At 56.4% G+C, this 26,231-nt stretch carries 21 protein-coding genes and 1 riboswitch; of the genes, 3 read left to right on the plus strand and 18 right to left on the minus strand.

Annotation, left to right across the window (positions count from 1 at the left end):
* Positions 1–5: 5 nt before the first annotated feature.
* From MCACP_RS09495 to MCACP_RS09505, 3 genes are all read right to left on the minus strand, one after another.
* Positions 6–1,124: an amidohydrolase gene (locus MCACP_RS09495; protein ID WP_406676541.1), complete on the minus strand. Its 1,119-nt coding sequence runs from the start codon at positions 1,122–1,124 to the stop codon at positions 6–8.
* 111 nt (positions 1,125–1,235) lie between these two features.
* On the minus strand, positions 1,236–1,793 hold the full coding sequence (locus MCACP_RS09500; RefSeq protein WP_406676542.1) for a BofC C-terminal domain-containing protein: 558 nt from the start codon (positions 1,791–1,793) through the stop codon (positions 1,236–1,238).
* Between the two features lie 69 nt (positions 1,794–1,862).
* A complete protein-coding gene (locus MCACP_RS09505; protein WP_406676543.1) occupies positions 1,863–2,621 on the minus strand; it encodes a YebC/PmpR family DNA-binding transcriptional regulator in 759 nt (252 codons plus the stop codon).
* Positions 2,622–2,822: 201 nt separating this feature from the next.
* Positions 2,823–2,954, plus strand: a riboswitch (cyclic di-AMP (ydaO/yuaA leader).
* Positions 2,955–3,011: 57 nt separating this feature from the next.
* Here MCACP_RS09505 and MCACP_RS09510 point away from each other — a divergent pair.
* Positions 3,012–3,668, plus strand: coding sequence for a CAP domain-containing protein (locus tag MCACP_RS09510; RefSeq protein ID WP_406676544.1), 657 nt, complete (start codon positions 3,012–3,014; stop codon positions 3,666–3,668).
* Between the two features lie 115 nt (positions 3,669–3,783).
* Here MCACP_RS09510 and cysK read toward each other — a convergent pair whose 3' ends face one another.
* The 5 genes from cysK to tyrS all read right to left on the minus strand — a co-directional run bounded on the left by cysK (position 3,784) and on the right by tyrS (position 7,582).
* Complete coding sequence (gene cysK / locus MCACP_RS09515) at positions 3,784–4,704, minus strand: cysteine synthase A (RefSeq protein ID WP_406676545.1); 921 nt, start codon at positions 4,702–4,704, stop codon at positions 3,784–3,786.
* A gap of 136 nt (positions 4,705–4,840) precedes the next feature.
* Positions 4,841–5,032: a CooT family nickel-binding protein gene (locus tag MCACP_RS09520; protein WP_406676546.1), complete on the minus strand. Its 192-nt coding sequence runs from the start codon at positions 5,030–5,032 to the stop codon at positions 4,841–4,843.
* Positions 5,025–5,456: a DUF3842 family protein gene (locus tag MCACP_RS09525; protein ID WP_406678730.1), complete on the minus strand. Its 432-nt coding sequence runs from the start codon at positions 5,454–5,456 to the stop codon at positions 5,025–5,027. Before MCACP_RS09525 ends, MCACP_RS09520 begins: the two co-directional genes overlap by 8 nt.
* A 170-nt stretch (positions 5,457–5,626) precedes the next feature.
* Positions 5,627–6,292 (minus strand): sporulation protein YunB, encoded by a 666-nt coding sequence (yunB, locus tag MCACP_RS09530; protein ID WP_406676547.1) that lies wholly within the window; start codon positions 6,290–6,292, stop codon positions 5,627–5,629.
* 57 nt (positions 6,293–6,349) lie between these two features.
* Positions 6,350–7,582, minus strand: a complete 1,233-nt coding sequence (gene tyrS, locus MCACP_RS09535) for a tyrosine--tRNA ligase (RefSeq protein WP_406676548.1) — start codon at positions 7,580–7,582, stop codon at positions 6,350–6,352.
* Between the two features lie 196 nt (positions 7,583–7,778).
* Between tyrS and MCACP_RS09540 the strand changes: the two genes are divergently transcribed.
* Positions 7,779–10,505: a transglycosylase domain-containing protein gene (locus tag MCACP_RS09540; protein ID WP_406676549.1), complete on the plus strand. Its 2,727-nt coding sequence runs from the start codon at positions 7,779–7,781 to the stop codon at positions 10,503–10,505.
* Between the two features lie 31 nt (positions 10,506–10,536).
* On the opposite strand, the gene MCACP_RS09545 is transcribed toward MCACP_RS09540, so the two are convergent.
* The 5 genes from MCACP_RS09545 to MCACP_RS09565 all read right to left on the minus strand — a co-directional run bounded on the left by MCACP_RS09545 (position 10,537) and on the right by MCACP_RS09565 (position 18,859).
* Positions 10,537–12,912: an endonuclease MutS2 gene (locus MCACP_RS09545; protein ID WP_406676550.1), complete on the minus strand. Its 2,376-nt coding sequence runs from the start codon at positions 12,910–12,912 to the stop codon at positions 10,537–10,539.
* 83 nt (positions 12,913–12,995) lie between these two features.
* A complete protein-coding gene (locus MCACP_RS09550) occupies positions 12,996–15,584 on the minus strand; it encodes a DUF3656 domain-containing U32 family peptidase (protein WP_406676551.1) in 2,589 nt (862 codons plus the stop codon).
* Between the two features lie 105 nt (positions 15,585–15,689).
* A complete protein-coding gene (locus MCACP_RS09555; protein WP_141265109.1) occupies positions 15,690–15,875 on the minus strand; it encodes a hypothetical protein in 186 nt (61 codons plus the stop codon).
* Between the two features lie 349 nt (positions 15,876–16,224).
* Positions 16,225–18,453 (minus strand): sigma 54-interacting transcriptional regulator, encoded by a 2,229-nt coding sequence (locus MCACP_RS09560; RefSeq protein WP_406676552.1) that lies wholly within the window; start codon positions 18,451–18,453, stop codon positions 16,225–16,227.
* 199 nt (positions 18,454–18,652) lie between these two features.
* Positions 18,653–18,859 (minus strand): helix-turn-helix transcriptional regulator, encoded by a 207-nt coding sequence (locus MCACP_RS09565; RefSeq protein ID WP_064774358.1) that lies wholly within the window; start codon positions 18,857–18,859, stop codon positions 18,653–18,655.
* A gap of 216 nt (positions 18,860–19,075) precedes the next feature.
* On the opposite strand from MCACP_RS09565, the gene MCACP_RS09570 reads away from it, so the two are divergent.
* Positions 19,076–19,540, plus strand: a complete 465-nt coding sequence (locus MCACP_RS09570; RefSeq protein ID WP_406676553.1) for a helix-turn-helix domain-containing protein — start codon at positions 19,076–19,078, stop codon at positions 19,538–19,540.
* A gap of 16 nt (positions 19,541–19,556) precedes the next feature.
* On the opposite strand, the gene MCACP_RS09575 is transcribed toward MCACP_RS09570, so the two are convergent.
* The 5 genes from MCACP_RS09575 to MCACP_RS09595 all read right to left on the minus strand — a co-directional run bounded on the left by MCACP_RS09575 (position 19,557) and on the right by MCACP_RS09595 (position 26,228).
* Positions 19,557–20,174 carry an SGNH/GDSL hydrolase family protein gene (locus tag MCACP_RS09575; protein WP_406676554.1) on the minus strand — a complete coding sequence of 206 codons (618 nt, stop codon included), beginning with the start codon at positions 20,172–20,174 and terminating at the stop codon, positions 19,557–19,559.
* 350 nt (positions 20,175–20,524) lie between these two features.
* Positions 20,525–22,246, minus strand: a complete 1,722-nt coding sequence (locus MCACP_RS09580) for an NADH-dependent [FeFe] hydrogenase, group A6 (protein WP_406676555.1) — start codon at positions 22,244–22,246, stop codon at positions 20,525–20,527.
* A gap of 23 nt (positions 22,247–22,269) precedes the next feature.
* Positions 22,270–25,305, minus strand: a complete 3,036-nt coding sequence (gene nuoF / locus MCACP_RS09585; protein ID WP_406676556.1) for an NADH-quinone oxidoreductase subunit NuoF — start codon at positions 25,303–25,305, stop codon at positions 22,270–22,272.
* On the minus strand, positions 25,306–25,674 hold the full coding sequence (locus tag MCACP_RS09590) for a (2Fe-2S) ferredoxin domain-containing protein (protein WP_406678731.1): 369 nt from the start codon (positions 25,672–25,674) through the stop codon (positions 25,306–25,308). It abuts the gene before it with no gap.
* Positions 25,674–26,228 (minus strand): ATP-binding protein, encoded by a 555-nt coding sequence (locus tag MCACP_RS09595; protein ID WP_406676557.1) that lies wholly within the window; start codon positions 26,226–26,228, stop codon positions 25,674–25,676. The genes MCACP_RS09590 and MCACP_RS09595 overlap by 1 nt, the downstream gene beginning before the upstream one ends.
* Positions 26,229–26,231 lie beyond the last annotated feature (3 nt).

The raw sequence follows: 26,231 nt of genomic DNA on the forward strand, positions 1-26,231 counted from the left end.
CCTGCTTAGCCATTATAGAGCTCCCAGTTGGCCCGCGCAAAAAGGTCTAAAACCTCCTCGAAATCCAGATGATGTCTGCCTTTCAGGCAGGCGACCGTAGCGGCCGCTTCCCTGGGATCGTGGCCTTCCACAGGGGCGTCGGAACCGGCCAGCAAGCGGATACCTTTATCCTTCATGAGCCCCCAGGCGTAGGCTGTCTTCATGCGCTCCGGGCCTAACCTGTGCACGGCCCAGGATATTTCCCGGGAAAAGATGGGCTGGATACAGACCGGGATCTCGAGTTCCGCCAGGGTATCCAGCTGCTCATCCCGGGCGTACTGGACGTGTTCCAGGCGGTCCAGGGGGTGGCGGCTCTGCCGCACAACACGCAGGAATTGGTCAATGGCCCGGTCGCCAATGGCGTGAGCGGCTATGGGTTTACCTTTTTGGTGTACCTTATCTACCAGGGAAAGGAGGGCCTCATCAGTATAATTCAGCATACCATAGTTACCGGGATCATCGGCATATTCCTCTGTAAGCGCTGCGGTACGAGCGCCCAGGCCCCCGTCCAGGAAGACTTTAAACCCCAGAGCTTCATCCAGTAGCTCGAAGTCCACCGTGTAGAAATCCACTTTGACCCCCTGGTCCAGGCCCTCAAAGAAGGGGCGCTTGTCTCGATCCATTCCCATATCGATGACTTTAATTATCCCCAGTTTCTTAAGTTCCCTTAAGCCCCGGGATAGGATGTCTCCTGGCTCCAGGTTGAGGCTTGCTACTAAGGTATTTAGGAGTTTAAATACTTCGGCCTCATGGAAGAGGCCGTTTTCCGCGAAAAATCCCAACCTCTGCATGGCGGCCGTGTTGGCTGCGGCCAGGTGCAGGCAGGTCCGGACTATTACCGCCGGCGTTGAACCGAAGGCATGGTCCAGGAAGGCCCGCCCGGGGATAATTTTTTCGGCCAACCGTTCCTGGTTAAAGCGTACCCCTATGGCCCACCCTTCAACCAAACGAGACCTCAGGGTTGCCACCAGTTCTTCGAGGTTTGAGCATCTTTCCAGGCTGGCGAAGTGATTGAAGAGGGAAAATTCCCATACATGTAAGTGGGCATCCACATATCCCTGGGGGCGCATCGTTTCTTTAGTCATGTTTATCCCTCCACCCTAAGCTTAAACCCAGGGCTTCGTTTATACAAGGGTTTTTTAAAAGAAATCATGAAAGGTGGAGGTATGAAGGAGCAAAGGAGTAAATACTGACCTCTAGGGGCGAAATTCGTCCAGGCTATCCAGGGCTTCCAGGACCTCTTGTTCGGAATTAAATTCTGCCTGGCCATTTTCTATTTTTTCCCGCCAGCTGGGCGGCAGGGAGGCAACTTTCAGGTTCGTTACCCGCATTAGTGGCCCCAGGCTGCCGGCCGGGCCCTGGTAAATGGCCACCAGCCCATCCTTGACGGCCAGGTGGCGTCTGGGTGCATCGGCAGGGCACAGGTCGTCTACCTCCTGGGTGATGACCAGGCGTTCCCCTTCCCGGGTTATGCGCCAGCCCTCGGCCGGCGGGAAAAGGATACTCATTTCTTCTTTACCGGCCCAGTTCCACTTGACCCCTGCCGGCAAAGGAATAGGTTCCCTGTGGCCGCAGTAGCGGTAATATTTCTCCAGGCGGGGTTCCTCCAGTACCCGCGGCTCCAGAAGGCCCGGCACTCGTAAGATAACCGGCCTTTGCCCGGTACTTACCCTGGCTTGCTGGTAAGCCACCAGCCCCCCGAGGAGAAAAATCATGAGGCCAATAACAATAAAGCGCCGGCTAGCGTCGCCCAAGGTGGCACCTCCTTCTAACAGGAATTACCACCTTATAGCTTTGCCGGCGCACCAGGGTTTTATACTAGCTTATAACTCCAGTTGCTCCAGAACGGCAGCAGGAATGTCGGCGTTGGTATAAACAGCCTGGACGTCATCGTGATCCTCCAGGCGGTCCACCAGGCGCATGACTTTAGCGGCCATTTCCGGATCGTCAATGGTTACTGTAGTCTGGGGTACCATTGCTATTTCGGCGCTAGTAATAGTAGCTCCGGCTTCCTGCAGGGCTTTCTTTACCTTCTCCAGGTCCTCGGGAGCAGTTTTTATTTCTATGGCGTCAGGGTCACTATCATCAACATCTTCTGCCCCGGCCTCGATGGCCTGGAGGATTAATTCTTCCCGGGTTTCTCCCGCCGGAACTTCGACGCTAACTACCCCCTTGGGGTTAAACATCCAGGCTACACAGCCGCTTTCCCCCAAATTTCCACCATTGCGGGAAAAGATATACCGGATTTCTGAAGCCGTGCGGTTACGGTTGTCCGTAGCAATATTTAGCAACATGGCTACGCCCCCGGGGCCATAGCCTTCATAAACCATTTCTTCATAGGCTGCGCCTTCAATCTCGCCGGTACCGCGCATAATGGCCCGCTGGATATTCTCATTGGGCATATTGACTTCCTTGGCCCGGGCGATGGCTGCCTTCAAGCGCGGGTTACCTTCCGGGTCACCGCCTCCCTGCCGGGCAGCAATGATAATCTCCCGCCCTATTTTGGTAAAGAGACGGCCGCGCTTTTCATCCATCTTGGCCTTACGATGTTTTATGTTGGCCCACTTGGAATGTCCGGACATTCTTTGACCCCCCTCTCACCTCTAACTGCCGTTAAAATTCTAACATACAAAACCGCAGTTAAGCAATAAGCCTCATTATCCACATTACCCGCTGCCGGATATGTCTGTAATATTTTACCTCGAAGACACGCCCAATTTTATGTTAACTTTTTGGCGCCTATATGGTAAAATTCTATTTGTAACTTTTATTTCACGCCGTGGCCACCAGAAACGCCGAATTTCCTTTTACGAAAGCGGGGGAACCAATTTTTCTGGGGTTAATCCACTTGGTGGTAGGGCTAACCTTCGGCCCGCACCCGTCAGCTAACCTCGCAGGCGTTGGAGGGGGGTGGATTTTTTACTGGTCCGCCAGGCGTTAATGTAATTAGGTTTGTAAAGGAGGGGTTAGTTTTGCGGTCCAAATTCAAAACCATGGCCGCATCCCTGGCTGTATTATTAATTGTTACCACCCTGGCCATCGTACCGGTCACACCCGTTCAAGCTGCAACTTACAATGGTAACTATTATGCTTTCCATTTCGCACCGCAAAATTATTTATACATCAGATATTACCGCCCGCAACCGGCACCTCAACCTCAACCTGCTCCAGCACCAAAACCGGCACCGGCACCAGCTCCAGCCCCGCAACCTGCACCCCAGCCTGCCACCGGCAACTACCAGCTAAGCCAGTTTGAGCAAAAAGTCGTCGACCTGGTCAACGCCGAACGGGCTAAAGCCGGGCTGAAGCCGTTAACAGTAGATTTGCAACTGGCAAAAGTAGCGCGCCTCAAGGCTGAAGACATGCGGGATAATAATTACTTCAGCCACGAATCGCCTACCTACGGTCCTTTCTTTACCATGTTGCAGAAATTCGGTATTACTTACCGTACCGCCGGTGAAAACATTGCCGCCGGCTATCAAACGCCTGAAGCTGTGGTAGCTGCCTGGATGGGTAGCCCCGGCCACCGCAGCAATATCTTAAACCCCAATTTTACGGCCATTGGCGTCGGCCATGCCAAAGGCGGCAGTTACGGTAACTACTGGGTGCAGCTATTCACCGGTAAGTAGAGAAAAGTTATTGCTGGGTAAGACCTGACCTGGCGGTCCTATCAAGGCTGAAACGTAATAGCCCCTTTTAACCCGGCGGGTGGGTTAAAAGGGGCTATTTACTCAGGCGCTTAATCTACCCGATTTTAAAAAGTTCGGTGCTCAGATAACGCTCGCCGGTATCCGGAGCAATGGCCAGTACTTTTTTACCTTTACCCAGGCGCCGGGCTACCTGAAGGGCGGCATAGACGGCTGCACCGGAAGAGATGCCTACCAGCAGGCCTTCCATCCGGGCCAGGCGCCGGGCGGTCATGAGGGCATCTTCATTGGACACGGTAACAACTTCATCGATTACTTCGCGGCGCAGGACCTGCGGGATAAAGCCGGCCCCGATGCCCTGGATCTTATGGGGTCCCGGCCGGCCCCCGGAAAGGACGGGGGAAGCTGCCGGTTCCACGGCAATAATTTTTATCCCCGGAATTTCCTGCTTTAAAACCTCGCCGACGCCGGTAATGGTACCGCCGGTACCCACTCCGGCCACAAAGGCATCCAGGTCTTTACCCATTTGCTCTAAAATTTCCCGGGCTGTGGTGCGGCGGTGTACATCAGGGTTGGCCGGGTTTTCAAACTGCTGGGGCATGAAATAATCAGGGTTTTCCCGGACTAACTCCAGGGCTTTATCTACGGCCCCCTTCATACCCAGTTGCCCCGGAGTTAGGATAAATTCAGCGCCATAGGCCGCCAGGAGTTTGCGGCGTTCAATGCTCATGGTTTCCGGCATGACAATGATTAAGCGGTAGCCGCGAACCGCTGCAATCATGGCCAGGCCAATGCCGGTATTGCCGCTGGTGGGTTCCACGATGGTGGCACCCGGTTTAAGCTTACCTTCTGCTTCCGCAGCTTCAATCATGCTGAGGGCGATCCGGTCTTTAACGCTCGACCCGGGATTAAAGTATTCCAGTTTTACATATACTGCCGCCCCATTTTCCACCAGGCGTTGTAAGCTTACCACTGGCGTCCGGCCAATCAGCTGGGTTATGTCGGCGGCTACGTTCATGGTTATTTTCCTCCTTAATGTATACTTTTCATATCGGAATTGATCATATTTTAACTTCCGGTACAGGCTATGTCAAGTGAAAAGCCACTGCATCTCAACTATTATGCAGTGGCTTAGCTGGCATTAATGCGTGGATTTAAATGGCCTCGAGGAAAATTTTATGATCGACCAGGGCCATTTCTTTGATGCGGGCACGTAGGATTTTCTTTTTGCCAAAGATATCTTCCAAGAGGATACCATCTTCCCGGGGCACGATCCGGTCAACATTTTCAAAGACCAGTTCTTCTTCCCCGCCCTCTTTCAAGAGATAAGCATTGGCTTCACACATCTTTCCGGGTTCCTCCTTCGCAAAAGGCTTTAAGACGCCGGGCCAGGGCGTCAATCAGGTGGGGTAAGGGTTCAGGGACAACACCGATTATTTCAACGCCGGCCTTATTTATAGGCAGGAGAAATTTACGTGCCGGGCTGGCGGCAATGGCCGCGGCCATGGCCGGCGTCAGTTCCCCCAGCATGGCGTCGGCTATAAGGATGGCTACGGAACCGGTGATGGCATCTACCCGGGGGGCGTTATAGATGATGGCCCTTTCCCCGGTGGCCCCTTCATTGGCCCCAGCTTTGAGCATGGCTACGGTAGCGGCAGCGTTGGTACCCAGGGCCAGGATTTCTACCTCTGGCTGTAGTTCTTCCCTGAGCCTCATGGTAATATGCCTGCCGATGCCGCCCCCCTGCCCGTCTACCACTGCTATTCGCAGGTATAAATCACTCCCTGTTAAATAATGTAAAAAGGGCCACAGGGAACCTTGTCGACTCCAGTGTCGACTCCGACCTCCTCGTGGCCTTCCATCCAGCGCGGTCTCCACACCGCTTTATAATTTAATATTCGCTCTTAAAAGCCCGATTCCTGCCTGGTGGACAAGAAAAATTAAAATTGTGGCGTTCGTAAAATACCTTTCACAAAGTCAGACCCCAGGGAAATATAGGTCTGGGGAACGGGTCCGACAATAATGGCCTCAGCCACCGGAATGGTAGAGGAAACCGTTACCTGTTTCCTGGTGAAGGGGGCAACTACCTGGACTTCGCTCTCTACCTGGAGGTAAATGCGGTGGCGCGTCTGGTTGATGCCGGTGGCTTCGAAGGTATCCCCTACATTGACGTTAACGGTACCCATGGGAATAAAACGCAGGGGCACCGGGGGACCGTAGGCTGCCAGGAGCTTTAGCCCCAGCACTTGCCCCAGAGGTAAGTAATAAGTTTTGCCTTTCAGCTGGGCCAGGCGCTCCTGGATAGCCAGCTGGGCCTGGGCCTGGAGACGGCTGATGCTCAAAGCGTCGGCCTGCATGAAAACTATCCGACCATCGCTGCTTCCGGGTTGAATCAGGTTATTATAACTTACCTGGCCAGTTATTTTATCCAGCACTGCCTGTTGCATGGCCCCGGTAGCTGCCCAGCGGGCCTGAGCATAAGCTACCGTTTCCATAGCCAGGTGCAGGCGCCATTCCAGCAGGAAAAGCACCAGCAGGCCGGCTACTAAGACTAGCGCCAGAGCTCCCATTGGCCGCCGTCCCGGTCGCCGCCACCGCCGCCGCAAGGCAAACCACCCCCATATAGAAGTATACTCCGGGGGCGGTTAAAATGTGAAATTCTTTTAGCGAGGGGCAACAGGAACCCGCAACCGCGCAAATTTACGCTTACCGGCCTGGAGAACCTGGCCGTCGTGCACAGCTATTTCCGCGTCTGGATCAAGCAGGCGCTCGCCATTGAGTTTTACTGCTCCCTGGCGGATCAGGCGCCTGGCTTCACTGGTGCTGGGGGCCAGGCCTGCCTGGACCATCAAGCGCGGCAGCCACATCCTGGCCTCCTCGACGATCACCTCCGGCATTTCTTCCGGCAGATCGCCCAGCTGGAAAACCTGGCGAAATTCCTTTTCTGCCTCCCTGGCAGCTGCTTCCCCATGGTAGAGGCCCACAATTTCCCGGGCCAGGCGCATCTTTACGTCCCGCGGGTGCAGGCTACCGTCGGCGAGGCCCTGTCTTATGGTTTCCATTTCCTCGAGGGATACAGTCGTCACCAGCTCAAAGTAAGTCAGCATAAGATCATCGGGCAAGGACATGGTCTTGCCGTACATCTCTTTAGGCGGTTCGTCGATGCCGATATAATTGCCCAGGCTTTTACTCATCTTCTGCACGCCGTCCAGCCCCGGCAGGATGGGCATCATCATGGCCACCTGGGGTTCCTGGCCGTACTCCCGCTGTAACTGGCGACCTATAAGGAGATTGAACTTTTGATCCGTTCCCCCCAGCTCGACATCGGACGCCAGGGCCACGGAATCGTAGCCCTGCATCAGGGGGTAAAAGAATTCGTGGACGCTGATGGGACGGTTATCCTGGTAACGGCGGGCAAAGTCTTCCCTTTCCAGCATCCTGGCCACGGTAATCTTAGCAGCCAGCTGGATAACATCAGCAAAGGTAAGCCTGGCCAGCCACTGGCTGTTAAAAGTAACCTCGGTCCGGGCCGGGTCCAGGATTTTAAAAATTTGCTCCTTGTAGGTTTCGGCATTGGCCAGGACTTCAGCTTCCGAAAGCTGCCGCCTGGTTTCCGATTTACCGGTGGGATCGCCGATTCTCCCGGTAAAGTCGCCGATAATAATAATCACCTGGTGGCCCAGATCCTGGAACTGGCGTAATTTCTGGAGCACTACCGTATGGCCCAGGTGGATGTCCGGGGCCGTTGGGTCCAGGCCCAGTTTAACCCGCAGGGGTTTCCCGGTGCTGAGGGACTTCTTTAACTTGGCCTTTAAGTCTTCCTCCGGAATAATTTCAGCCACTCCGCGGCGTAAGACTTTAAGCTGCCGCTCTACTTCCCGTTCCAACCGAATCATCCTCCGTAACTTGGCTCTTCTCGTGCCCAGGATTTTTCTTAGGCAATTTTTGCGTAAAACAGGCGTTTTTAATCTATAAAATTAGCGAACCTGTTTAAGTTTAACATAAGCTGTGAGCGAGCTTCAAGCTCTTATCATTCCCCTGGGGGTAAAGCTATGTTATAATAAAGAGGCCGCAAAGGAGGTCATCCGGACAATGGCACCCCCAAAAAAACGAAAGCGCAAATTAAACGGTTTCCGTGCCATGTTGCTGATCCTGCTGGTCCTGGCGGTGATGCTGGCTGGCGCCGGCGCCGGTTTTGCCTTCGGCGTTATCCGTACTATGCCTGACTGGCAGCCCGACAAGCTCCAGCTGGCCATGACTACATTTATATATGATAAAAACGGCCAGCTTATCGAAGAGCTGCATGGCGGACAAAATCGCATTGTTGTGCCTCTGGAAAAAATTCCTAAAGACCTGCAGAATGCAGTCATCGCAATTGAGGACGCCCGTTTTTATCAGCATCACGGTGTAGACTTAAAAGCCATTCTCCGAGCATTGTGGATTAATTTGCGGAGCGGCAGCATTCGCGAAGGCGGCAGCACCATTACCCAGCAGCTGGCCAAGAACGCTTTTATTGAAAATCCTGAACGCACTTTAAAACGTAAAATCCAGGAAGCCTTAATGGCCATTGAACTGGAACGCATGTATACCAAAGAAGAAATCCTGGAAAGTTACCTCAACATTGTTTACCTTGGGCCCGGTACTTACGGGGTGGAAGCGGCGGCGCGGTTATACTTCGGTAAATCTGTGTCTGACCTGGATCTTGCCGAATCGGCCATGCTGGCCGGCCTGATTCAGAGCCCGGCCAACTATGACCCCCGTTCTAAAGGCAATGAGGAAGCCGCCAAAAGCCGCCAGGCACAAGTGCTGAACAACATGGTCAAGTACGGCTATATAACTCCTGAACAGGCAGAAAAGGCCAAGGCGGAAAAACTGGAATACCGTGAAGCCCCCAAAACACAGGCCGAAAAATTTCCTTACTTTATCGACGCTGTTATTGATGAAGCCGGCCGCCTGCTGGAAAGCCAGGGTATAGAATCCGCCGAGCTTTATCGGGGTGGCCTGAAAATTTATACTACCCTCGATCCCAAAATCCAGGCCGAAATGGAGAAAGTTTACCAGGATAAATCCAATTTTCCTACCAGCAGTCCCGACCGCCTGATTGAAAGCGCCATGGTGGTCCTGGACCCCCGCACCGGTGAAGTACGGGGCCTGGTCGGCGGGCGGGATTATACCACCAGGCGTGGCTTCAACCGGGCCATCCAGGCTGAACGCCAGCCCGGTTCTACCATCAAGCCCCTGGTTGTCTATGCCCCGGCCCTGGAAAAGGGGTACCCCCCGGCCTTTGTCATCGATGACGTACCGGTTACCTACCCCGGTACACCCAAACCCTTTACCCCGGGCAATTACGACGGCCGCTACCGGGGTCTCATCAGCATGCGGGAGGCCGTTCGCTGGTCCGTCAATATTCCCGCTGTTAAAATGCTTAATACTATCGGCATCGATACGGGCTATGAATTCGGCCGCCGCCTGGGCCTGCCCTTAAAGCCGGAGGACCGCAACCTGGCCCTGGCCCTGGGGGGCCTGACTACAGGCGTCTCCCCCCTGCAAATGGCTGCTGCCTACGGTGCTTTTGCCAACCAGGGGATATACATCACCCCCCACTTCGTGACCAGGATTACCGATCGTAACGGCCGGGACTTAATCGTCAACAAGCCCCAGCGCCAGGAGGTCATGAGTGAGCAGGTTGCTTATCTCATGACTGATATGCTGGAAACCGTCGTTATGGCCGGTACCGGTAAAAATGCCCAGATAGGCCGGCCGGCTGCAGGTAAAACAGGTACCACTTCCCTGCCAGATACCCCGGAATACAGGGGGCTTAAAGGGGAAAAGGACGCATGGTTTGTCGGCTATACCCCCGAGCTGGTAGGAGCCGTCTGGATGGGGTATGACCAGACCGATCCCAAACACTACCTGAAAAGTGTCGCTGGTGGCGGTTACCCGGCTCTAATCTGGAAGAAGGTAATCGGTGCTGCTTTAAAGGATCAACCCGTCCAGGATTTCCCCCGCCCCAGCGGCATAATCTATGCCGATGTCGATGCCAAGTCGGGCCTTTTGCCCAGCGACCTGACGCCCAGGGAGTTTATTGTCAAAGAAGTCTTTACCCAAAGCATGTTGCCCAAGAAAGTCTCGGATGTCTGGGTCCAGGCCCAGGTTTGCACCACCACCGGCCAGCTGGCTTCGCCCAATTGCCCGGATGTAACGACAGGGGTCTTTTTAAAGCGACCCAGCGGCTATAACGGCCCGGTGAAACCGGAAGACGCCTACCTGGAAGCGCCAGCGGAAGTCTGTACCCTCCACGGCGGCAAAGGCAGTGACAGGCCGGGGCTGGTAAGCATCTGTACTGACCCCCGCCACGGCACCGAACTTTTCCTGGCCAATGTCCCGAAACCCGGGGAAGGTGGGGGCTGCCCGCCCCAGTACGTGAAGCAGGTTCAGCTGCCCCCGGAAAAAACTCCTGCCCGGCACTGTGACCTGCCCGACCACCAGCTAAGTAAAGATACCTCGGGACCGGGAAACCAGGAGACAGGCCCGCCGGCACCCAATCTTACGGCTCATTTGGAAGTAGGCCCCAACGTCAGCCAGCCCAGGGTAATTCTGCGCTGGGAGCTTCCCGGGAAGGATGATTTCCTCTTTTCTATTGAGCGCAGCAACCAGGGCTCCAGCCGCAAAAGCCTGGCCATAGTTAAAGATACCATATATACCGACACCAGCGTGAAACCCGGCTTTACCTACCGTTACCGGGTCATTGCCCTGGATGAGAAAAATAAGTCCAGTACGCCGTCAAATGAAGTCACAATCGCCATCCCCAGGAGATAGTTAAAGCCCCGGGCTAATAGCCCGGGGCTTTTTAGCGGCTAATATACACTATGGTGACGCCGCTGCCGCCTTCGCCGGCCCCACCCAGGCGAAAGCCTTTGACCAGGGGGTGCTGCCGCAGGTAATCCTGCAGGGCTACCCTTAAGGCGCCGGTGCCTTTACCGTGGATTAAACGCACCTGGTTTAACCCCGCCAGGACGGCATCATCCAGGTAGGCATCGACCCGGTGACAGGCTTCTTCTACCGTCAGCCCCCGCAGGTCGATCTCCGGCCTGATATCCTCATTGCTTACTGCCTTTACTGTCCAGCCGTTCCTGAGATCCTCCCTTTCAGGCCCTGCCTTGGCTTCCGTCTCTATCAGCCGCAGTTCCTTTAATTTAACATTTATTTTCAAAATACCCACCTGAACCAGGACTTCCCCCTGCTCGTTAGGAGGACTGAGAACTTCTCCGGCCTGACCCAGGGTCTCAAGGAAAACCTTGTCGCCTACCTGGAGGTTTTCCGGTGGTTGGCTGCTGGCGGGGGGCTGATACTGGTTCAGCCCGGCTTCCACGGCATCTTCCAGCTCTTTCAGTTGCCGCTGCGCTCTGGCTACCGCCTGCTGCTGGCCGCGCAGATTTTCTTCAGCCATGGCCTTTTCCAGGCGGGCCATGATTGCCCTGATCTCCGCCCGGGTCTGCCTTAAGATACCCCGGGCTTCTTGGCGTACTTTTTCCATTTGCCTGGCCGCCTGCTGCTGCCATACTTCTTTTTCCTTCTCCAGTTGAGCCCTGGCCTTCTCAGCCTCCCGGCGCAGAATTTCGGCTTGCTCCCGTTCCCGGGCACTCACTCGCCTGTCTTCAGCCAGGCCGGCTATCAGGCGGCTGACGCGCTGGTTTTCTTCGCCAAGGAGGCTCCGGGCCCGTTCAATAATGGCGGGTGAAAGCCCTAAACGGGAGGCAACGACAAAGGCGTTGCTCTCACCCGGAGTACCGATGATCAGGTTGTAAGTGGGCTGGAGGGTCTCGCTGTCAAACTCGACGGCGGCGTTTTCCACCCGCGGGGTGGCATAAGCATAGGCCTTCAGTTCGCTGTAGTGGGTGGTGGCAATCGTCCTGGCCCCGGCATTCGTAAGGTAATCCAGAATGGCCATGGCCAGGGCCGCCCCTTCTGTCGGGTCAGTACCGGCCCCCAGTTCATCCAGGAGAACCAGGCTGCCCGGTGTTACCTCTTTTAAAATAGAAACAATCTGCGCCATATGGGCTGAAAAGGTACTTAAGGACTGCTCAATGCTCTGCTCGTCGCCGATATCGGCATAAACGGCGGCCGTAGGGTCGACTTCCGTACCTTCGGCCGCCGGCAGGTGCAGGCCGCACTGGGCCATAAGGGTAAATAGGCCCACCGTCTTTAAAGTTACCGTCTTGCCGCCGGTGTTGGGACCGGTAATGACCAGGGTATCAAAATCTTCGCCGAGGGTGAGGCTGACGGGCACCACTTTTCCTTGCAGCAAAGGGTGCCGGCCGCGGTTGATACGCCAGCGTCCCTCATTATTCAACCGCGGCTCTACGGCCGCCATCTCCCGGCTTAAGTATCCTTTGGCCAGGGTAAAGTCCAGTTCACCCAGGGCGGCCAGGGTAATTTCCAGTCTCTCCTTCTCCCGGCCGATAAGGTTGCTTAAATGCCGCAGGATGGCCTCGATTTCCCTGGCTTCGGCCATCTTCAAGCGGCGAAGTTCGTTATTTAGCTCTACCATGGCCATGGGCTCGATAAATAGCGTCGCCCCGCTGGCCGACTGGTCGTGAATCAAACCCGGTACCTGGTGGCGATACTCCTGCTTGACCGGCAGGACGTAACGATCATTGCGGATGGTATACAGGTTATCCTGGAGATACTTCTGCATTTCCGCTGAACGGAGGTAGCCGTCCAGGCGTTCTTTGATCTTCTCCTGGGTCTTACGTATCTGCTGCCGCAAGGCTAGAAGCCGCGGCGTTGCCTGGTCCATAACTTCGCCGTCGGGACCAATAGCCTGGCCGATGGCCTTTTCCAGGTCACGGAAATCACCAATCCTGTTAGCTGTTTCCCGCAGCACCGGCCAGTTGCCGTCCTGGCTCAGGAGGTACTGCCGCACTCTCCGCCCACCGCTCAGGGTGGCGGCCACCTGCAACAACTCTTCCTCTTCCAGGAGCCCGCCCACAGCCGCCCGGGCGACTTGCGGCCGGATATCATGGATATTGCTGAAGGGTATGTCAGGGTAACGCCGCAACACCTGCTCCGCCTCACTGGTGGCCTTGAGGCGGTTGCGGACCTCCTCCAGGTCCCGGACCGGTTGCAGAGCGCGGGCCAGCTCCGCTCCCAGGGATGAAACACATTTCTCCTCCAACCGCTGTAGGATTTTATCCAGTTCCAATTTTAAGAAGGTCTTATTCAACCATTGCTGCCCCCATCTCTTCTTTTCTCCGACCTGATGATAACCATCCCGGCAGTCGGGATCAACAGGAAACCCGGACCTGGCTATTCTATTACTCCCCGGAAATAATGGCCGCGGGTGATGCCGGCAGGAGCCAGGTTTTCTGCTTCCCTGGCCAGAACAGCCAGGCTCTCCCCTCCTTCCCCGATCTCCAGGGCGGCCAGGGCCTCGCGATACAGGCCCGTCACCCGCCGGATATAACCGGGAGGCTTTTCCCGGGCTTCGATCCGCACCCAGTCGAGGCCCAGGGCGGTAATTTCCTCTAAATGATCCATGAGGCTCATTTCCCTGGCATTATATAAATAAAACCGGCACTGCCGGTCGGTGGTGACCGGGAAAATCAGGCCCAGACGGTCTTTTAAACCGTAGCGTCCCCGCCGGCAGGGAGCGGCGCAGGCCCGGCCAGGCCTTTTGCCTCCCAGGCGCGCCCCCAGAACGCAGTGGGCCGAAATCATAAGGGGCAAAGCCCCGTGGACAACAGCTTCCACCGGTAAAGGGGGATCCAGTTCCCGCAGTTGCTCCAGGTTCATCTCCGGGGAAAGGGTTACGCCTTTAAGCCCTGCTCCGGCTAAGGCTTTGAGAGACCAGGTATTGAAGGCATTGAAGGGATAGTCGCCCCACCCGGCAAGACCGTATTCCTTTATAATTTGCAGGCCGCCAGGTCCAGCAACGAGGAAAAGGCTGGCTCCGGCAGCAGCCAGCCTTTCAAGCTGCCGGGCCACGGCTGCTGCTTCGGTCTCATGCCAGATCCGCGGCAGGGCCGGGATGACCGCCGCTCCTTTTTCTCCTGCTGCAGTCATTAGCTCCTGCAGCTGAGCCTCCTGCGGGGGTTCTTTCCCCTGCCAGACTTCGCCGGTGAGATAAACCCGCCCGGCCCCGGCCGCCAGGGCGGCCCGGGCTCCTTCCAGGTCGCCCACGGCCACTGACAGGCGCGGCACCCTTCGCGGGCCCTGCCTTCCGGCTGAGGATACACCCTCGTTCCCCGGATCGTGCCCCTTGCACGCCACCGACCTGGCCCCCTGCCTTTCCCGCCCCCTCCGGGACAGGAGCCTTTCCAGGCCTTGCCGAAATTCTGCTTCCGGCGGCACCCGCCGGGGCCACGCTGCCAGGCGCACCTGGCGTAACTTCTCGATAGCCTCCCGGCGGACACGGTTTAACTCGCTTAAAGGCACCATCACCGGCTCCGCCAGGCTGGCAGTTAGTTCAGCCAGCCGGTAAGGGGTATTGCCCAGGCGGCCAAGCTGCTCTGCCAGCACAGATTCATCCAGGGGGTGGCGTTCCGCCACCTCAGCGTACACAGAAGTCCGGGCCTGGACCCGGTGCCCCTGGGGATCAACAACCTCCAGCTTTAAAGGTTCTCCCGCCCGGGCCTCAACTTTCATGGTCAGGGGCAGGCGTCGCTCTTCCCGGGGTGAGGTATAGGTGCGCCGGACTTCCTTCAGGAGTTCCACGTCGCTGGTCTTAAAAATGCGGTCCCCGGGCCTGGTGGACGGCGGCAGTTCCAGGGCCACCGTTGTCCCTGCCGGGGCGAAGGTTACCTCCCTTCCCCCCTGCCAGATGTGGTGCACCACCAGTCCTTGATGGCCGCCCCGGCTCACCCAGACTTCCACACCGTCCCCCTGGCGGAGGGGAGCTTCCAGATGAACAAGGAAACGCTCGCCCTGGCGCCGGCCAGCTCGTCCCAGGTAAAGGCCGCGGTTGCTGGGCCGGCCATAGCTCATTAGCTCAGCTCCCGGGTCCCCATCCAGGTAACCCGGGGTAAAGTCGCGGTTGAAGATCTGGGCTACTTCCATTGCCTCTTCCGGCAATACCTGAAAGCCTTCCGGGTCGGCCAGGTAACGGTCAATAATCTTGCGGTAGGCCCTGGTAACTACGGCCACATACTCGGGACGCCGCATCCGCCCTTCAATTTTAAAAGCCTTAACCCCGGCAGCTATTAACTGCGGTACCCGGTCCAGGGTATAGAGGTCACGGGTGCTTAAAAGGTGTTCCGGTTTTAATTCCAGAGGCCGCCCTTTTTCATCCACCAGGGTATAGGCCAGACGGCAGGGCTGGGCGCAGCGGCCGCGGTTACCGCTGCGCCCTCCCACCATGCTGCTGAGCAGACACTGGCCGGAATAAGAAAAGCAGAGGGCGCCGTGGACAAAGGCCTCCAGTTCTATTTCCACCTGGCGGCTGATGGCCTTAATATCGGTCAGGGATAACTCCCGGCCCAGGACGACGCGCTTGAAACCTTGCTCCTGTAAATATTTAGCCCCGGCGGCGCTGGTGACCGTCATCTGGGTACTGCCAATGAGGGGGAGTTCAGGCAGGAGCCGCCTGGCGAGGGCCGCCAGCCCCAGGTCCTGGACAATAATGCCGTCCACCCGGGCGTTACCCAGGAAATAGAGGTAATCTAAGGCCTGCGCCAGCTCTCTGTCTGCCAGGAGAATATTGACGGTTACGTAAACGCGGGTATCGCGCTCATGGGCGTAATCGATAGCCGCCAGGATTTCTTCCCGGGAAAAATTTGCCGCTCCTTCCCGGGCATTGAATTGTTTCCCGCCAAGGTAAACAGCGTCAGCGCCATTGCTTACTGCTGCCTTTAAGGCCTCCGGGCTGCCGGCCGGTGCCATGAGTTCTACTTTTGTCATAGTGCCACCTCAAGGCATATTATACCGCCAGGAAAGGCAATAAAAAACGCCGGCAGCGAATATTTTCCCGCTCCCGGCGTAAACTCTCCCCGGTAGTTAGCCATTCTAGTTTTGCTCCACCCGGCTCTGGGCCTTATCATAGGGTGAATAAGCAGCACCAACAAACCACTCCCAGTTGGACCGCAGGCAGTTATAACGTTCATCCAGGCGAGCATAAGCCTCATTTAATTCGTTAACCGTCAGGGCTGGCAGTACCCGTTTGTATTCCACCTTGGCTAAAACCTGAGCCATTGTTAACGCCTCCCTTTTGAAATTCATTTTGCTAGAGTTATTTTACCACACTTTTTTAACAGTTGCGTCATTCGCTGGCTACAAAGTTATTTTTGCCTTCCCAGTGGTCGAAAATCCCTCCCGAACGGTTTTTTGTACTTCCCTTCACTATTAATATTATGCAATTTCCGTGCCAGGGCATAAAAAAACGGCCTTCGCGCCTTGATTGGCCTTGCGAAAGTCGTCTCTTTTACAGAGCCGGGATCCGGTGCATCTATACAAATAATTGAATTTAAAGCGCTCCATAGCTTAGAAAATATGACTTTTTCTCTATTCAAATTTTTGAACTCTGTTCGTTTTTTTGTATTGGCTATTTTTTCGTGGGCCTCAGTTTATAACGCTTGATCATTTCATTAAGGGTACTTCGCTTCAGGCCCAGAATTTCTGCTGCCCGGGCCTGGACCCACTGGCTTTCTTCCAGGGCCTGCAGTATCAAGTTAGTTTCATAGGCCGTCACTGCTTCTTTGAAACTCATCCCCCTGGTATAGGCCCAGCCCGAAGTGCCTTTTGCCAGATTGCGGAACTGGCGCGGCAGATCGCCGAGTTCGATTTTTTTCCCTTCAGTTAAAATTACCGCCCGCTCAATGACATTTTCCAGTTCCCGGACATTGCCCGGCCAATCGGCCCGGACCAGGGCGTCCATGGCCTCGCTGGTAAAGCCGGTAACTTCTTTGCCCAGGCGCCGGCTGATCTTTTCCAGGAAATGCCTGGCGAGCAAGGGAATATCGTCCCGCCGTTCCCGCAAGGGCGGCAGCCAGATGCTGATTACATTGAGGCGATAGAAAAGTTCGGGCCGGAAGGAACCTTCTTTGACGGCCTTCTCCAGGTCGCGGTTGGTGGCCGCGAGCACTCGGACGTCGACCCGGGTGGGCCTCGTTTCCCCTACCCGCAAAAATTCCCCTTCCTGGAGGACCCGTAAAAGTTTGCTCTGTAGTCCCAGGCTGATATCGCCGATTTCATCCAGGAAAATTGTGCCTTCATGGGCTTCTTCAAAAAGCCCTTTTTTGGCCGTCACCGCCCCGGTGAAGGCGCCCCGGGCATGGCCGAAAAGCTCGCTTTCCAACAAAGTTTCCGGCAGGGCGGCACAATTAATGCTGATAAAGGGCGCTTCGCTACGGCGGCTGTGGTAGTGGATAGCCCGGGCCACGAGTTCCTTACCGGTACCGCTTTCCCCACGGATGAGTACGGTAGCGTCAGTTTTGGCCACCTTTTCAATCAAGCGGTAGACTTCCTGCATGGCGGCGCTATTACCTACCAGCTGGCCGAACTGGCCCTGGAAGACCTTCAGCTCCTGGCGCAGGTGCAGGTTGCTTTTTTCCAGCTGGGCGATGAGATAGGGCAGGCACATGCGGTTTTCGGCCAGGCCGTGGTAGACGGCTATAGCCTTCTCCCGGCAGGAAGGATAGCCGCAGGCACCGCAGTTAAGCTCGTCTTCCGGAGTAAGTTTACCCAGTTCGGCCAGGATGCTCCGGATGTCAGCCTCGCTGGGACGGGGGAAGAATACGGTTTTATCATGGAATTCCCGGCGTAGATTTAAACCTTCCAGGTTCAGGGGTTGGGGTTTTGCCTGTTCCAATCCCTGGCGGGTAAATTCGGCTACAATTTTGCGCCGGCGGAAGGAGGAAAATTTATTCTCCTGCATAGGGCCGTTGATACAGCCCTTACAGAAGAGCATATCTACCATCCTGGGCATCATTTTACCCTCGTTAACGGCCTTCAAAAATTCCAGGCAGTCCTCCCGGCCTTCTATCACCAGGACCTGGTTGGCCAGGATGTCGGCATCAATCCCGGCACTCCTGAGCAGGCCGCCGCCTACAGGGTACAACCGGCCCAGGTAGGCCGGTTCACTGTCGAAATCGAGATTGCCGCAAGAAGAGACGTCGATTTGCCGCGCAGCCAGCATTTCCTTGAGTTCCAGGAAGGTAAGAACGGCGTCGATAGCACCGGCCACTTCATCGTCCACGGCCTCGCCTTTTTTAGCCACACAGGGGCCGATAAAGACCAGGCGGTTATCTGGCCCGAGCTTTGTTTTAAGATAACGGCCCAGGGCGATCATGGGTGATACTATAGGCACCAGCTGGGGTAAAAGGCGGGGATAATACTTGCTGACCAGGTTGACTACTGCCGGGCAGGGGGTACTGATCAAGCCCTGGCGTTCCCCGACTTCCTGGAGGTAGCGGCGGTATTCCAGGGTGACCAGATGGGCGCCAAAGGCCACTTCATGGACTTCGGCAAACCCCATCTGCTTCAAAGCCGCCACAACCTGCCCAGGCCAGGCCGGGTGAAATTCGGCCACAAAGGAAGGCGCCAGGCAGGCAATGGTCCGGCCGGAGGCCAGAAATTGCTCTACTTTGGCAATTTCCTGCTCCACCAGCTTGGCCTGTTGGGCACAGACCTGGACACAGTGGCCGCAGGCTATGCACAACTCCGGCACTACCCGCGCCTGGCCTTCAACTACTTTTATCGCTTTGACCGGGCAGTTACGGATGCAGGCGTAGCACATACGACATTTACCTGTGATGGTTTTCACTATTTCCACGATATACCACCCTTAACCGCACCATTTTTCTTTATCTATTATACAATACATGTGGCCGGATGGCGAGACGGATTTTTGAATTAGCGTCAGTGTTAATATAGCGCAGCAAAAGAAAAGCTACCTTAAAAATTAAGCAAGGTAGCTTCAAAAAAGGAGGTACACTGGGTGTACGCCATTGACTAAACAGGCGGGATTATCACTATTCGTGATTATTGTTGCTAAAAAACAGCTCATCTACCGTAAGACCGAAAAAATCGGCCAGTTTCTTCATGGTGTCCTTTCTGGGATAACGCTGGCCCCTTTCAATCATGGCATAGGCGCTCTGGGTTATCCCTACAGCTATTGCCACCTTCTTCTGGGTGAGGCCGCGTTCCCGGCGTAACTGGTACATTTTTTCATTTCGCATAGAGATCACCATATATGGTTAGGAAAAGCTCCTGCCAGTAATAATTTAATCACGTTTTGCAATTTGTGTCAAGGGATGATGAATTGATATCACAATTAGTGATATAATATTGTACGCTATCACAAAGAGTGTTAAATTGGCAGTAGTTAGCTGACCTACATGAACGAAATTATTGTTGTTAAATCTTTTAGCTTATAAGTCAACTGGGGGTCTATCATGAAAACCCTTGGCGAAAGATTAGCAGCTTTACGTAAAGAAAAAGCCTTAACCCAGGCAGAAATGGCCCGCCGGCTCAACATGGGTCAGAGCACCATTGCTATGTATGAAAGGAATAAGCGTTCCCCCGATGCCGAAACTTTGCAGAAGCTGGCGGATTTTTTTAAGGTATCCGTCGATTTTCTCCTGGGGCGGGTTGATTCTCCCCATCCTGTATCTTATGAACCCCAGGATGAAAAGCAGCGAAAAACAACCTTTTTTCTCCAGGAGCCTGACGGCAGGACTTTTCTTGCCGATCCCCTGTTTGCAGATTTATTTAAGCGCCTTTCTGAACTGACACCTCAGGAGAAAGCAAAACTGGCCCGCTACTGGTACCAGGCCTTGCAGGATATAGAAAAAGAAAGGGTAGAACTATGCCCGCCCGGTGCCCCAGACCTGCCGCGCGTTCACAATAATGATAAATGATGAAGCACCGTTTCAATCAGGCTTGCTGTTTTAGCTGCCGGAACAAAGGGACCGCCACCCCGGCCATGACCTGGTAACCCGGGCGGCTGGGATGGGCGTCATCAACAAAGTATTCCCTTTTACCCCAACCCGTGCCCGGCTCCAGGAGAGGGGTAAAAAAGTCAAGAAGCTTTAAACCCTCGGACAGGGCCAGGTCCCGGCAGGCGTCGCGATAAGCCGCAAGCAGCGCGGCCATCTTCTCCAGGAAAGACACGGGGATATCTGAACCCGTCTGGCAGAGTGGCGGCGGCAGGGCCATTACCGGCTGGATGCCGGACCGCAGCGCCTTATCCACCATGGCCCGGACATTATTGATTACTTCTGTAACGGCCAATCCTGCCCAGGCGTCGTTGGTTCCTCCCATAATGGTCACCGCCCGGGGGGCGAGCCGGACAACATCCTGGTCGAAACGGGCCAACATTTCGCCCGTGGTTTCGCCGCTAATGCCACGGTTTACCACCACCAGGCCGGTGGCGCGGCCTGCCAGGTCCAGCCATGAAGCCTCCGGACCAAAGGGGTAGCCCCAGGTCAGGCTGTCGCCTATACCAACGAGATCAACCCTGTTCATCTTTTCCTTTGCCTCTTGTGCTTTCATAATCGCACCTCAACTTATTTAACGGTAATAAGTGGAAGGCCGGGATAAAACTCCAGCGGCCACGCTAACTTCCCCGGACAGGTGTGCCCCCCATAATTTAGGCTACTTACAGCTACCAGTAAGCCTACCGGAAGGAAGGCCGTTACTGGCAATCTGTACCAGCGTCCTACCTCCCAGCCTCGTTCAAGGACCCATGAATAAAAATACGAAGGGCGTCCCTGTAGAATTTTACTCCTTTGTATAAATTAAGGCAATAATAAAAGAGGGTTAGACCGCAGGATATCGCACTGGTCTATCCCTCTTTAAACATTTACAGAAAGCAAGGTGGTCCAGCCAGGTCTACGCGCACCCTAATATTTTCCCCTGGGCGTGTAATGGGTATGAAGGAGATGATGGGATTTTTCGCTCAAAGGTTTGCCCAGGAACTCGCGATAAAGGGCCTGGATAGACGGGTTCTCATGGGACTTGCGGATAGGCATCTCGACGTCGGCCTGGTAGATGCCCTTGATACGCTGCTCCCTGATCTCGGTGTTGGTCGGGATGGGCTGGCCGCCGCCGCCGATGCAGCCGCCGGGGCAGCACATGATTTCAATGAAGTGGTACTGCTCCCCGGCCTTGACCCGCTCTAAAAGCTGCCGGGCATGGCCCAGGCTGTGGGCCACCGCCACCCGGACTTTGGTGCCCTCGATATCCACGGTGGCTTCCTTAATACCCTTAAGGCCCCGGACATCATAGAAATCCAGGGAGGGCAGCGTTTTCCCCGTAATCAACTCATAAGCGGTGCGCAAGGCCGCCTCCATAACCCCACCGGTGGCGCCGAAGATGACCGCTGCGCCGGTGGATTCGCCTAAAGGATCGTCGTACTGCTCTTCCGGAAGGTTCCGGAAGTCAATCCCGGCTTCCCTGATCATCCGCGCCAGCTCGCGAGTGGTGAGGACATAGTCCACGTCCTGGTAACCGCTGTCCCGCATCTCCGGCCGCTGGCACTCGAACTTCTTGGCGGTGCAGGGCATGATGGAAACTACTACCATTTTGGCCGGGTCAATACCCGCCTTTTGGGCATAGAAGGTCTTGGCCACGGCGCCGAACATCTGCTGGGGCGATTTGCAGGTAGATACGTTGGGAATGAATTCAGGATAGAAGTGTTCCATGAACTTGATCCAGCCCGGGCTGCAGGAAGTAATCAACGGCAGGGGGCCACCCTTGGTAAAGCGCTCGATAAACTCGGAGCCTTCTTCCATAATGGTCAGGTCGGCGGAAAAATCGGTGTCGAAGACCCGGTCAAAGCCCAGCCGCCTTAAAGCCGCTACCATCTGGCCGGTATTGATGCTCCCCGGCGGCAGGCCGAATTCCTGGCCGATGGACACGCGGGTAGCCGGAGCCGTCTGGACGACGACGAACTTCTCCGGATCGGCCAGGGCCGCCCAGACCTCGTTGGTATAATCCTTTTCGTACAATGCCCCCACCGGGCAAACCAGGGTGCACTGGCCGCACTCGACGCAGGCGATGTCCAGAAGTTTATCCTGGAAGGCCGGGGCGATGACGGTATCAAAGCCGCGGCCCATGGGGGCGATGGCCTTTACCCCCTGGACCTTTTCGCACACGGCCACGCAGCGGCGGCAGAGGATGCACTTGTCGGGCTCGCGGATAATAGCCGGTGTGGAATCATCTATAGGATACTCGCTCTTTTTACCCTCAAAGCGGATCTGCCGGATCCCCAGTTCCTGGGCCAGGGATTGCAGTTCACAGTTGAGGTTGCGGATGCAGGTTGGGCACTCCATTTTGTGGTTGGACAGGAGCAGTTCCACATTCAGGCGCCGGGCCATCCTGACCCTGGGGCTATTAGTTTTTACCACCATTCCCTCGGCTACCGGGGCCACACAGGAGGCCATCAGGTTCCTGGCCCCTTCCACTTCCACCACGCAGACGCGGCAGGCGCCGATTTCGTTGATGCCCTCCAGGTAACAGAGGGTGGGAATGTGGATGCCCGCCTTTTCAGCGGCTTTTAAAATAGTAGTACCGGCCTCAACTTCAACCGGGATGTTGTCAATGGTCAGCTTCACGGTACTCAACTTCTTCGCCTCCTATCTTCCGCCTATTCCCGCACGTCGCAACGCAAGCAGCGGGACGCTTCGGCTACCGCGGCCTCAAGGTCATAACCCAGCTCTACCTCGGCAAAGCCCGCCAGCCGTTCTGCCAGGTCAAGGCTTGGCGCGACTTCCCGCGGCGTCTTTTCTTCAACCACCGGCGCCGTCCGCTGGCGTTTAATTTCCATCTCAGGTACAATCACGCCGTCACCGCCGAGATACCGGTCAATGGCCGCCGCCGCCCGCTTGCCGGCCGCAATGGCGCCGATAACGGTATCCGGCCCGGACACGCAGTCACCGCCGGCAAAGACACCAGGCAACCTGGTGGCACCGGTCTTCTCGTCAGCCACCACCGTACCGGCGCGGCTTACTTCTACCCCGTCCGGGATACTTCCCGGATCCACCGTCTGGCCAATGGCAGCAATGACCACGTCCACCGGCAGGGTGAAGTCAGCTCCTTCGATTGGGACGGGGCGCCGCCGCCCGCTGCGGTCAAATTCTCCCATGCGCATACGGGCGCAACGTATGGCCGTAACCCTGCCGTTTTCACCCAGGATGGCGACCGGGCTGGCCTGACAGGTGATCTTCACGCCTTCTTTTTCCGCCTCGTGGATCTCTTCGCGGAGGGCCGGCATATCGTCTTTCTGGCGGCGGTAGACGATGTGGACCTCTTTGGCCCCCAGGCGCAGGGCCGAGCGGGCAGCATCCATGGCCACATTACCGCCGCCGATGACGGCCACCACTTTATCCTTTAAGTCCGGTGCCTGGCCTAAATTAAGCTGCCGCAAGAAGGTGGCTCCGGCATAAACGCCTTCCAGCTCCTCGCCCGGTACCCCCAGCTTCTGGTCCTTATGGGCACCAATGGCCACGAAAACGGCTGCAAACCCCTGGGCTTTCAGGTCGTCCAGGCTGAAATCGCGGCCCAGGGCCTTACCCGCCTGCAGGTCCACGCCCAGTTCCAGTATGGTGTCAATTTCCGCCTGGAGGGTTTTCTTCGGCAGGCGGTATTCAGGAATACCCACGGCCATCATGCCGCCGGCCACCGGTAGGGCTTCAAAAACAGTTACGCTGTAACCCTTCATGGCCAGGTAGTAGGCTGCCGTCAGGCCCGCCGGGCCGGCGCCGATTACAGCCACCTTTTTCCCGTTGGGCGGCGCAACTTGCGGTCGTGGCCGCTGGCCGTTGAGCTTCATGGCATAGTCGGCGGCAAAACGCTTGAGTTCGCGAATGGCCAGGGGCTGGTCGATCTTGGCCCGGTTGCACTTGCCCTCGCAGGGATGGTTGCAGACCCGGCCGCAGACAACCGGGAAGGGGTTCTCCCGCCGGATAACTTCGTAGGCCTCGGCAAAGCGCCGCTGGCGGATGAGGTCGATGTAAATGGGCACATCCACGTTGGCCGGGCAGGTATTCTGGCACGGCGAGTTAAAGAGGGCCGCGCAGACGCTGGCCGGGCAGCGGTGATCGCGGATGTGGGCCAGGTATTCATCCCGGAAGTATTTAATGGTGCTCAGAACCGGGTTGGGCGCCGTCTGGCCCAGGCCGCAGAGGGCCGTGTCCTTGATCTGCTGACCCAGCTCCACGAGCAGGTCGATATCTTCCTCTTTGCCCTCGCCTTTGGAAATACGATCCAAAATTTCCAGCATACGAGTAGTGCCGATACGGCAGGGAGTACACTTGCCGCAGGACTCGTCCTTAACGAAGTCCAGGAAGAACTTGGCCAGGTCCACCATGCAGGTGTCCTCGTCCATGATAATCAGCCCGCCGGAACCCATAATGGTGCCCAGGGCCGTCAGGGATTCATAGTCAATGGGGGTGTTCAAGTATTCGGCCGGGATGCAGCCGCCCGATGGCCCGCCCGTCTGGGCCGCCTTGAACTTCTTGCCGTCGGGAATGCCGCCGCCGATGTCGTAGATAACCTCTCCCAAGGAGGTGCCCATGGGGATCTCCACCAGGCCGTTGTTGTTAATCTTCCCGGCCAGGGCGAAGACCTTGGTCCCCTTGCTCTTTTCGGTACCGATGCTGGCAAACCATTCCCAGCCCTCGCGGATAATGGTCGGTATATTGGCCAGGGTCTCGACATTGTTTATGACCGTGGGTTTGCCCCAGAGACCGGATACGGCCGGGAATGGCGGCCGCGGCCGCGGTTCGCCCCGGCGCCCCTCGATGGAGGCCAGCAACGCCGTTTCTTCGCCGCAGACAAAGGCGCCGGCGCCCAGGCGGATATCGATGTCAAAATCAAAGCCGGAGTTAAAGAGGTTCTTGCCCAGGAGACCCTTCTCCCGCGCCTGCTGGATGGCTATTTTCAACCGGTTCACAGCAATCGGGTATTCTGCGCGCACATATATATAACCCTGGCTGGCGCCGATGGCGTAACCCCCGATGGCCAGACCCTCCAGGACGGCGTGGGGATCGCCTTCCAGGATACTGCGGTCCATAAAGGCCCCCGGGTCGCCCTCGTCGGCATTGCAGACGATATACTTAACCGGTCCCGGCGAGCGGTGGGCAAACTCCCATTTGAGGCCGGTGGGGAACCCGCCGCCACCCCGGCCGCGCAGACCGGACTTCTTGATAACATCGATTACCTCGCCGGGGGTCATGGAAGTCAGGACTTTACCCAGGGCCTGGTAGCCGTCGCGGGCAATATATTCATCAATGGATTCGGGATTAATGAGGCCGCAGTTGCGCAGGGCGATGCGCACCTGGTGCTTGAAGAAAGGAATTTCTTCAAAGGCCTTGACGGCAGCTTCCGTCTCCGGCTGCTTGTAGAGCTTGCGTTCCAGCACCCGGCCCTTGATAAAGTGTTCTTCCACCAGCTCCGGGACATCCTCCGGGTGGACCTGGGTGTAGAAAACCCCTTCCGGGTAAACCATCATATTGGGGCCGAACCGGCAGAAACCGAAACAACCGGTGTCGACGACCTGGATTTCCTTATCAAGGCCGCGGGCCTTGAGCTCCCGGATGAGGGCCTCTTTAGTTGCCGGGCTTTCCGAAGCCGTACAGCCGGTACCGGCGCAAACCAATACGTGGGCGCGATAAAAATCCATTTACTCTTCCCCCCTGTTAACAACCCATTCGCTGATCACAATGCCGTTGACTACATGCTGGGCGACTATCTGCCGCGCCTTGTTGGCATCCACCTTACCGTAGGTCACCCGCGTTTTCCCCGGCAGGATAACATCCACCAGGGGTTCCTGGGCGCAGAGGCCGATACATCCCGTCTGGGTGACGGCTACATTGGTAAGGCGCCGCTTCCCCAGCTCGTCAAGGATAGCGCTCATAACCTCCCGCGCGCCCGCGGCAATGCCGCAGGTGCCCATACCGACGACAATTTTAGCTTTTTGACCTGCCTCCCGCAGGCGGATGGCTTCCAGCTGGGTTTCTTTGATTTTTTGCAGTTCTTCCAGGGACTTGATCACTTACCTTCACCTCCGTACAATTCTGCCACTCCTTTATTGATATAACGCTGGACCCAGTCCAGGACCGGCCCGCAGTTTAAAGGTATCTCCCCCAGGTGGAGCTGCAGCCAGGTAGAAGAAAACTTGAATTCCTTCTGACCCCGGCGGTGGTAATAAACAAGCTCTACCGGTTCTTCCCGGCTCAAAGCAGCGGCTATGGTCGCTCCCATGTCGCCCAAAGGCGGCAGATCCGGATGGCTCAGCTGCATGGTAGCCACCACCCGGGTCCCCTGCCCGGGCCGCGATTCCAGAGCAACGTTTCCGCCACACTGGGCCGCCGTAGCCTGAAAGAGGGACAGTCCCAGACCTGCTTTGCGTGTAGCCCGGGTGGTGTAAAAGGGATCCAGGGCTTTTTGTAAGGCTTCGGCCTCCATACCACGCCCGTCATCCCGGACTTCGATGGTCAACAGGTCCCGGCCCGCATCCTCTTCAACGGTAATGAAGATCCGGCGCGCCCCGGCGGCCAGGGCATTTTCCAGGAGATCAAGGATATGCAGGGCCAACTCTTCCATGGC

This window comes from Neomoorella carbonis (assembly GCF_045278715.1).
GTDB classification, from domain to species: Bacteria; Bacillota; DSM-521; order Neomoorellales; family Neomoorellaceae; genus Neomoorella; species Neomoorella carbonis.

Excerpts from the sequence above, each read along its gene's own strand:
- MCACP_RS09495 (WP_406676541.1), bottom strand. The coding sequence starts at position 1,124 with ATGACTAAAGAAACGATGCGCCCCCAGGGATATGTGGATGCCCACTTA.
- MCACP_RS09505 (WP_406676543.1), bottom strand. The coding sequence starts at position 2,621 with ATGTCCGGACATTCCAAGTGGGCCAACATAAAACATCGTAAGGCCAAG.
- cysK (WP_406676545.1), bottom strand. The coding sequence starts at position 4,704 with ATGAACGTAGCCGCCGACATAACCCAGCTGATTGGCCGGACGCCAGTG.
- MCACP_RS09520 (WP_406676546.1), bottom strand. The coding sequence starts at position 5,032 with ATGTGTGAAGCCAATGCTTATCTCTTGAAAGAGGGCGGGGAAGAAGAA.
- tyrS (WP_406676548.1), bottom strand. The coding sequence starts at position 7,582 with ATGATTCGGTTGGAACGGGAAGTAGAGCGGCAGCTTAAAGTCTTACGC.
- MCACP_RS09540 (WP_406676549.1), top strand. The coding sequence starts at position 7,779 with ATGGCACCCCCAAAAAAACGAAAGCGCAAATTAAACGGTTTCCGTGCC.
- MCACP_RS09550 (WP_406676551.1), bottom strand. The coding sequence starts at position 15,584 with ATGACAAAAGTAGAACTCATGGCACCGGCCGGCAGCCCGGAGGCCTTA.
- MCACP_RS09555 (WP_141265109.1), bottom strand. The coding sequence starts at position 15,875 with ATGGCTCAGGTTTTAGCCAAGGTGGAATACAAACGGGTACTGCCAGCC.
- MCACP_RS09565 (WP_064774358.1), bottom strand. The coding sequence starts at position 18,859 with ATGCGAAATGAAAAAATGTACCAGTTACGCCGGGAACGCGGCCTCACC.
- MCACP_RS09570 (WP_406676553.1), top strand. The coding sequence starts at position 19,076 with ATGAAAACCCTTGGCGAAAGATTAGCAGCTTTACGTAAAGAAAAAGCC.
- MCACP_RS09575 (WP_406676554.1), bottom strand. The coding sequence starts at position 20,174 with ATGAAAGCACAAGAGGCAAAGGAAAAGATGAACAGGGTTGATCTCGTT.
- nuoF (WP_406676556.1), bottom strand. The coding sequence starts at position 25,305 with ATGGATTTTTATCGCGCCCACGTATTGGTTTGCGCCGGTACCGGCTGT.
- MCACP_RS09595 (WP_406676557.1), bottom strand. The coding sequence starts at position 26,228 with ATGGAAGAGTTGGCCCTGCATATCCTTGATCTCCTGGAAAATGCCCTG.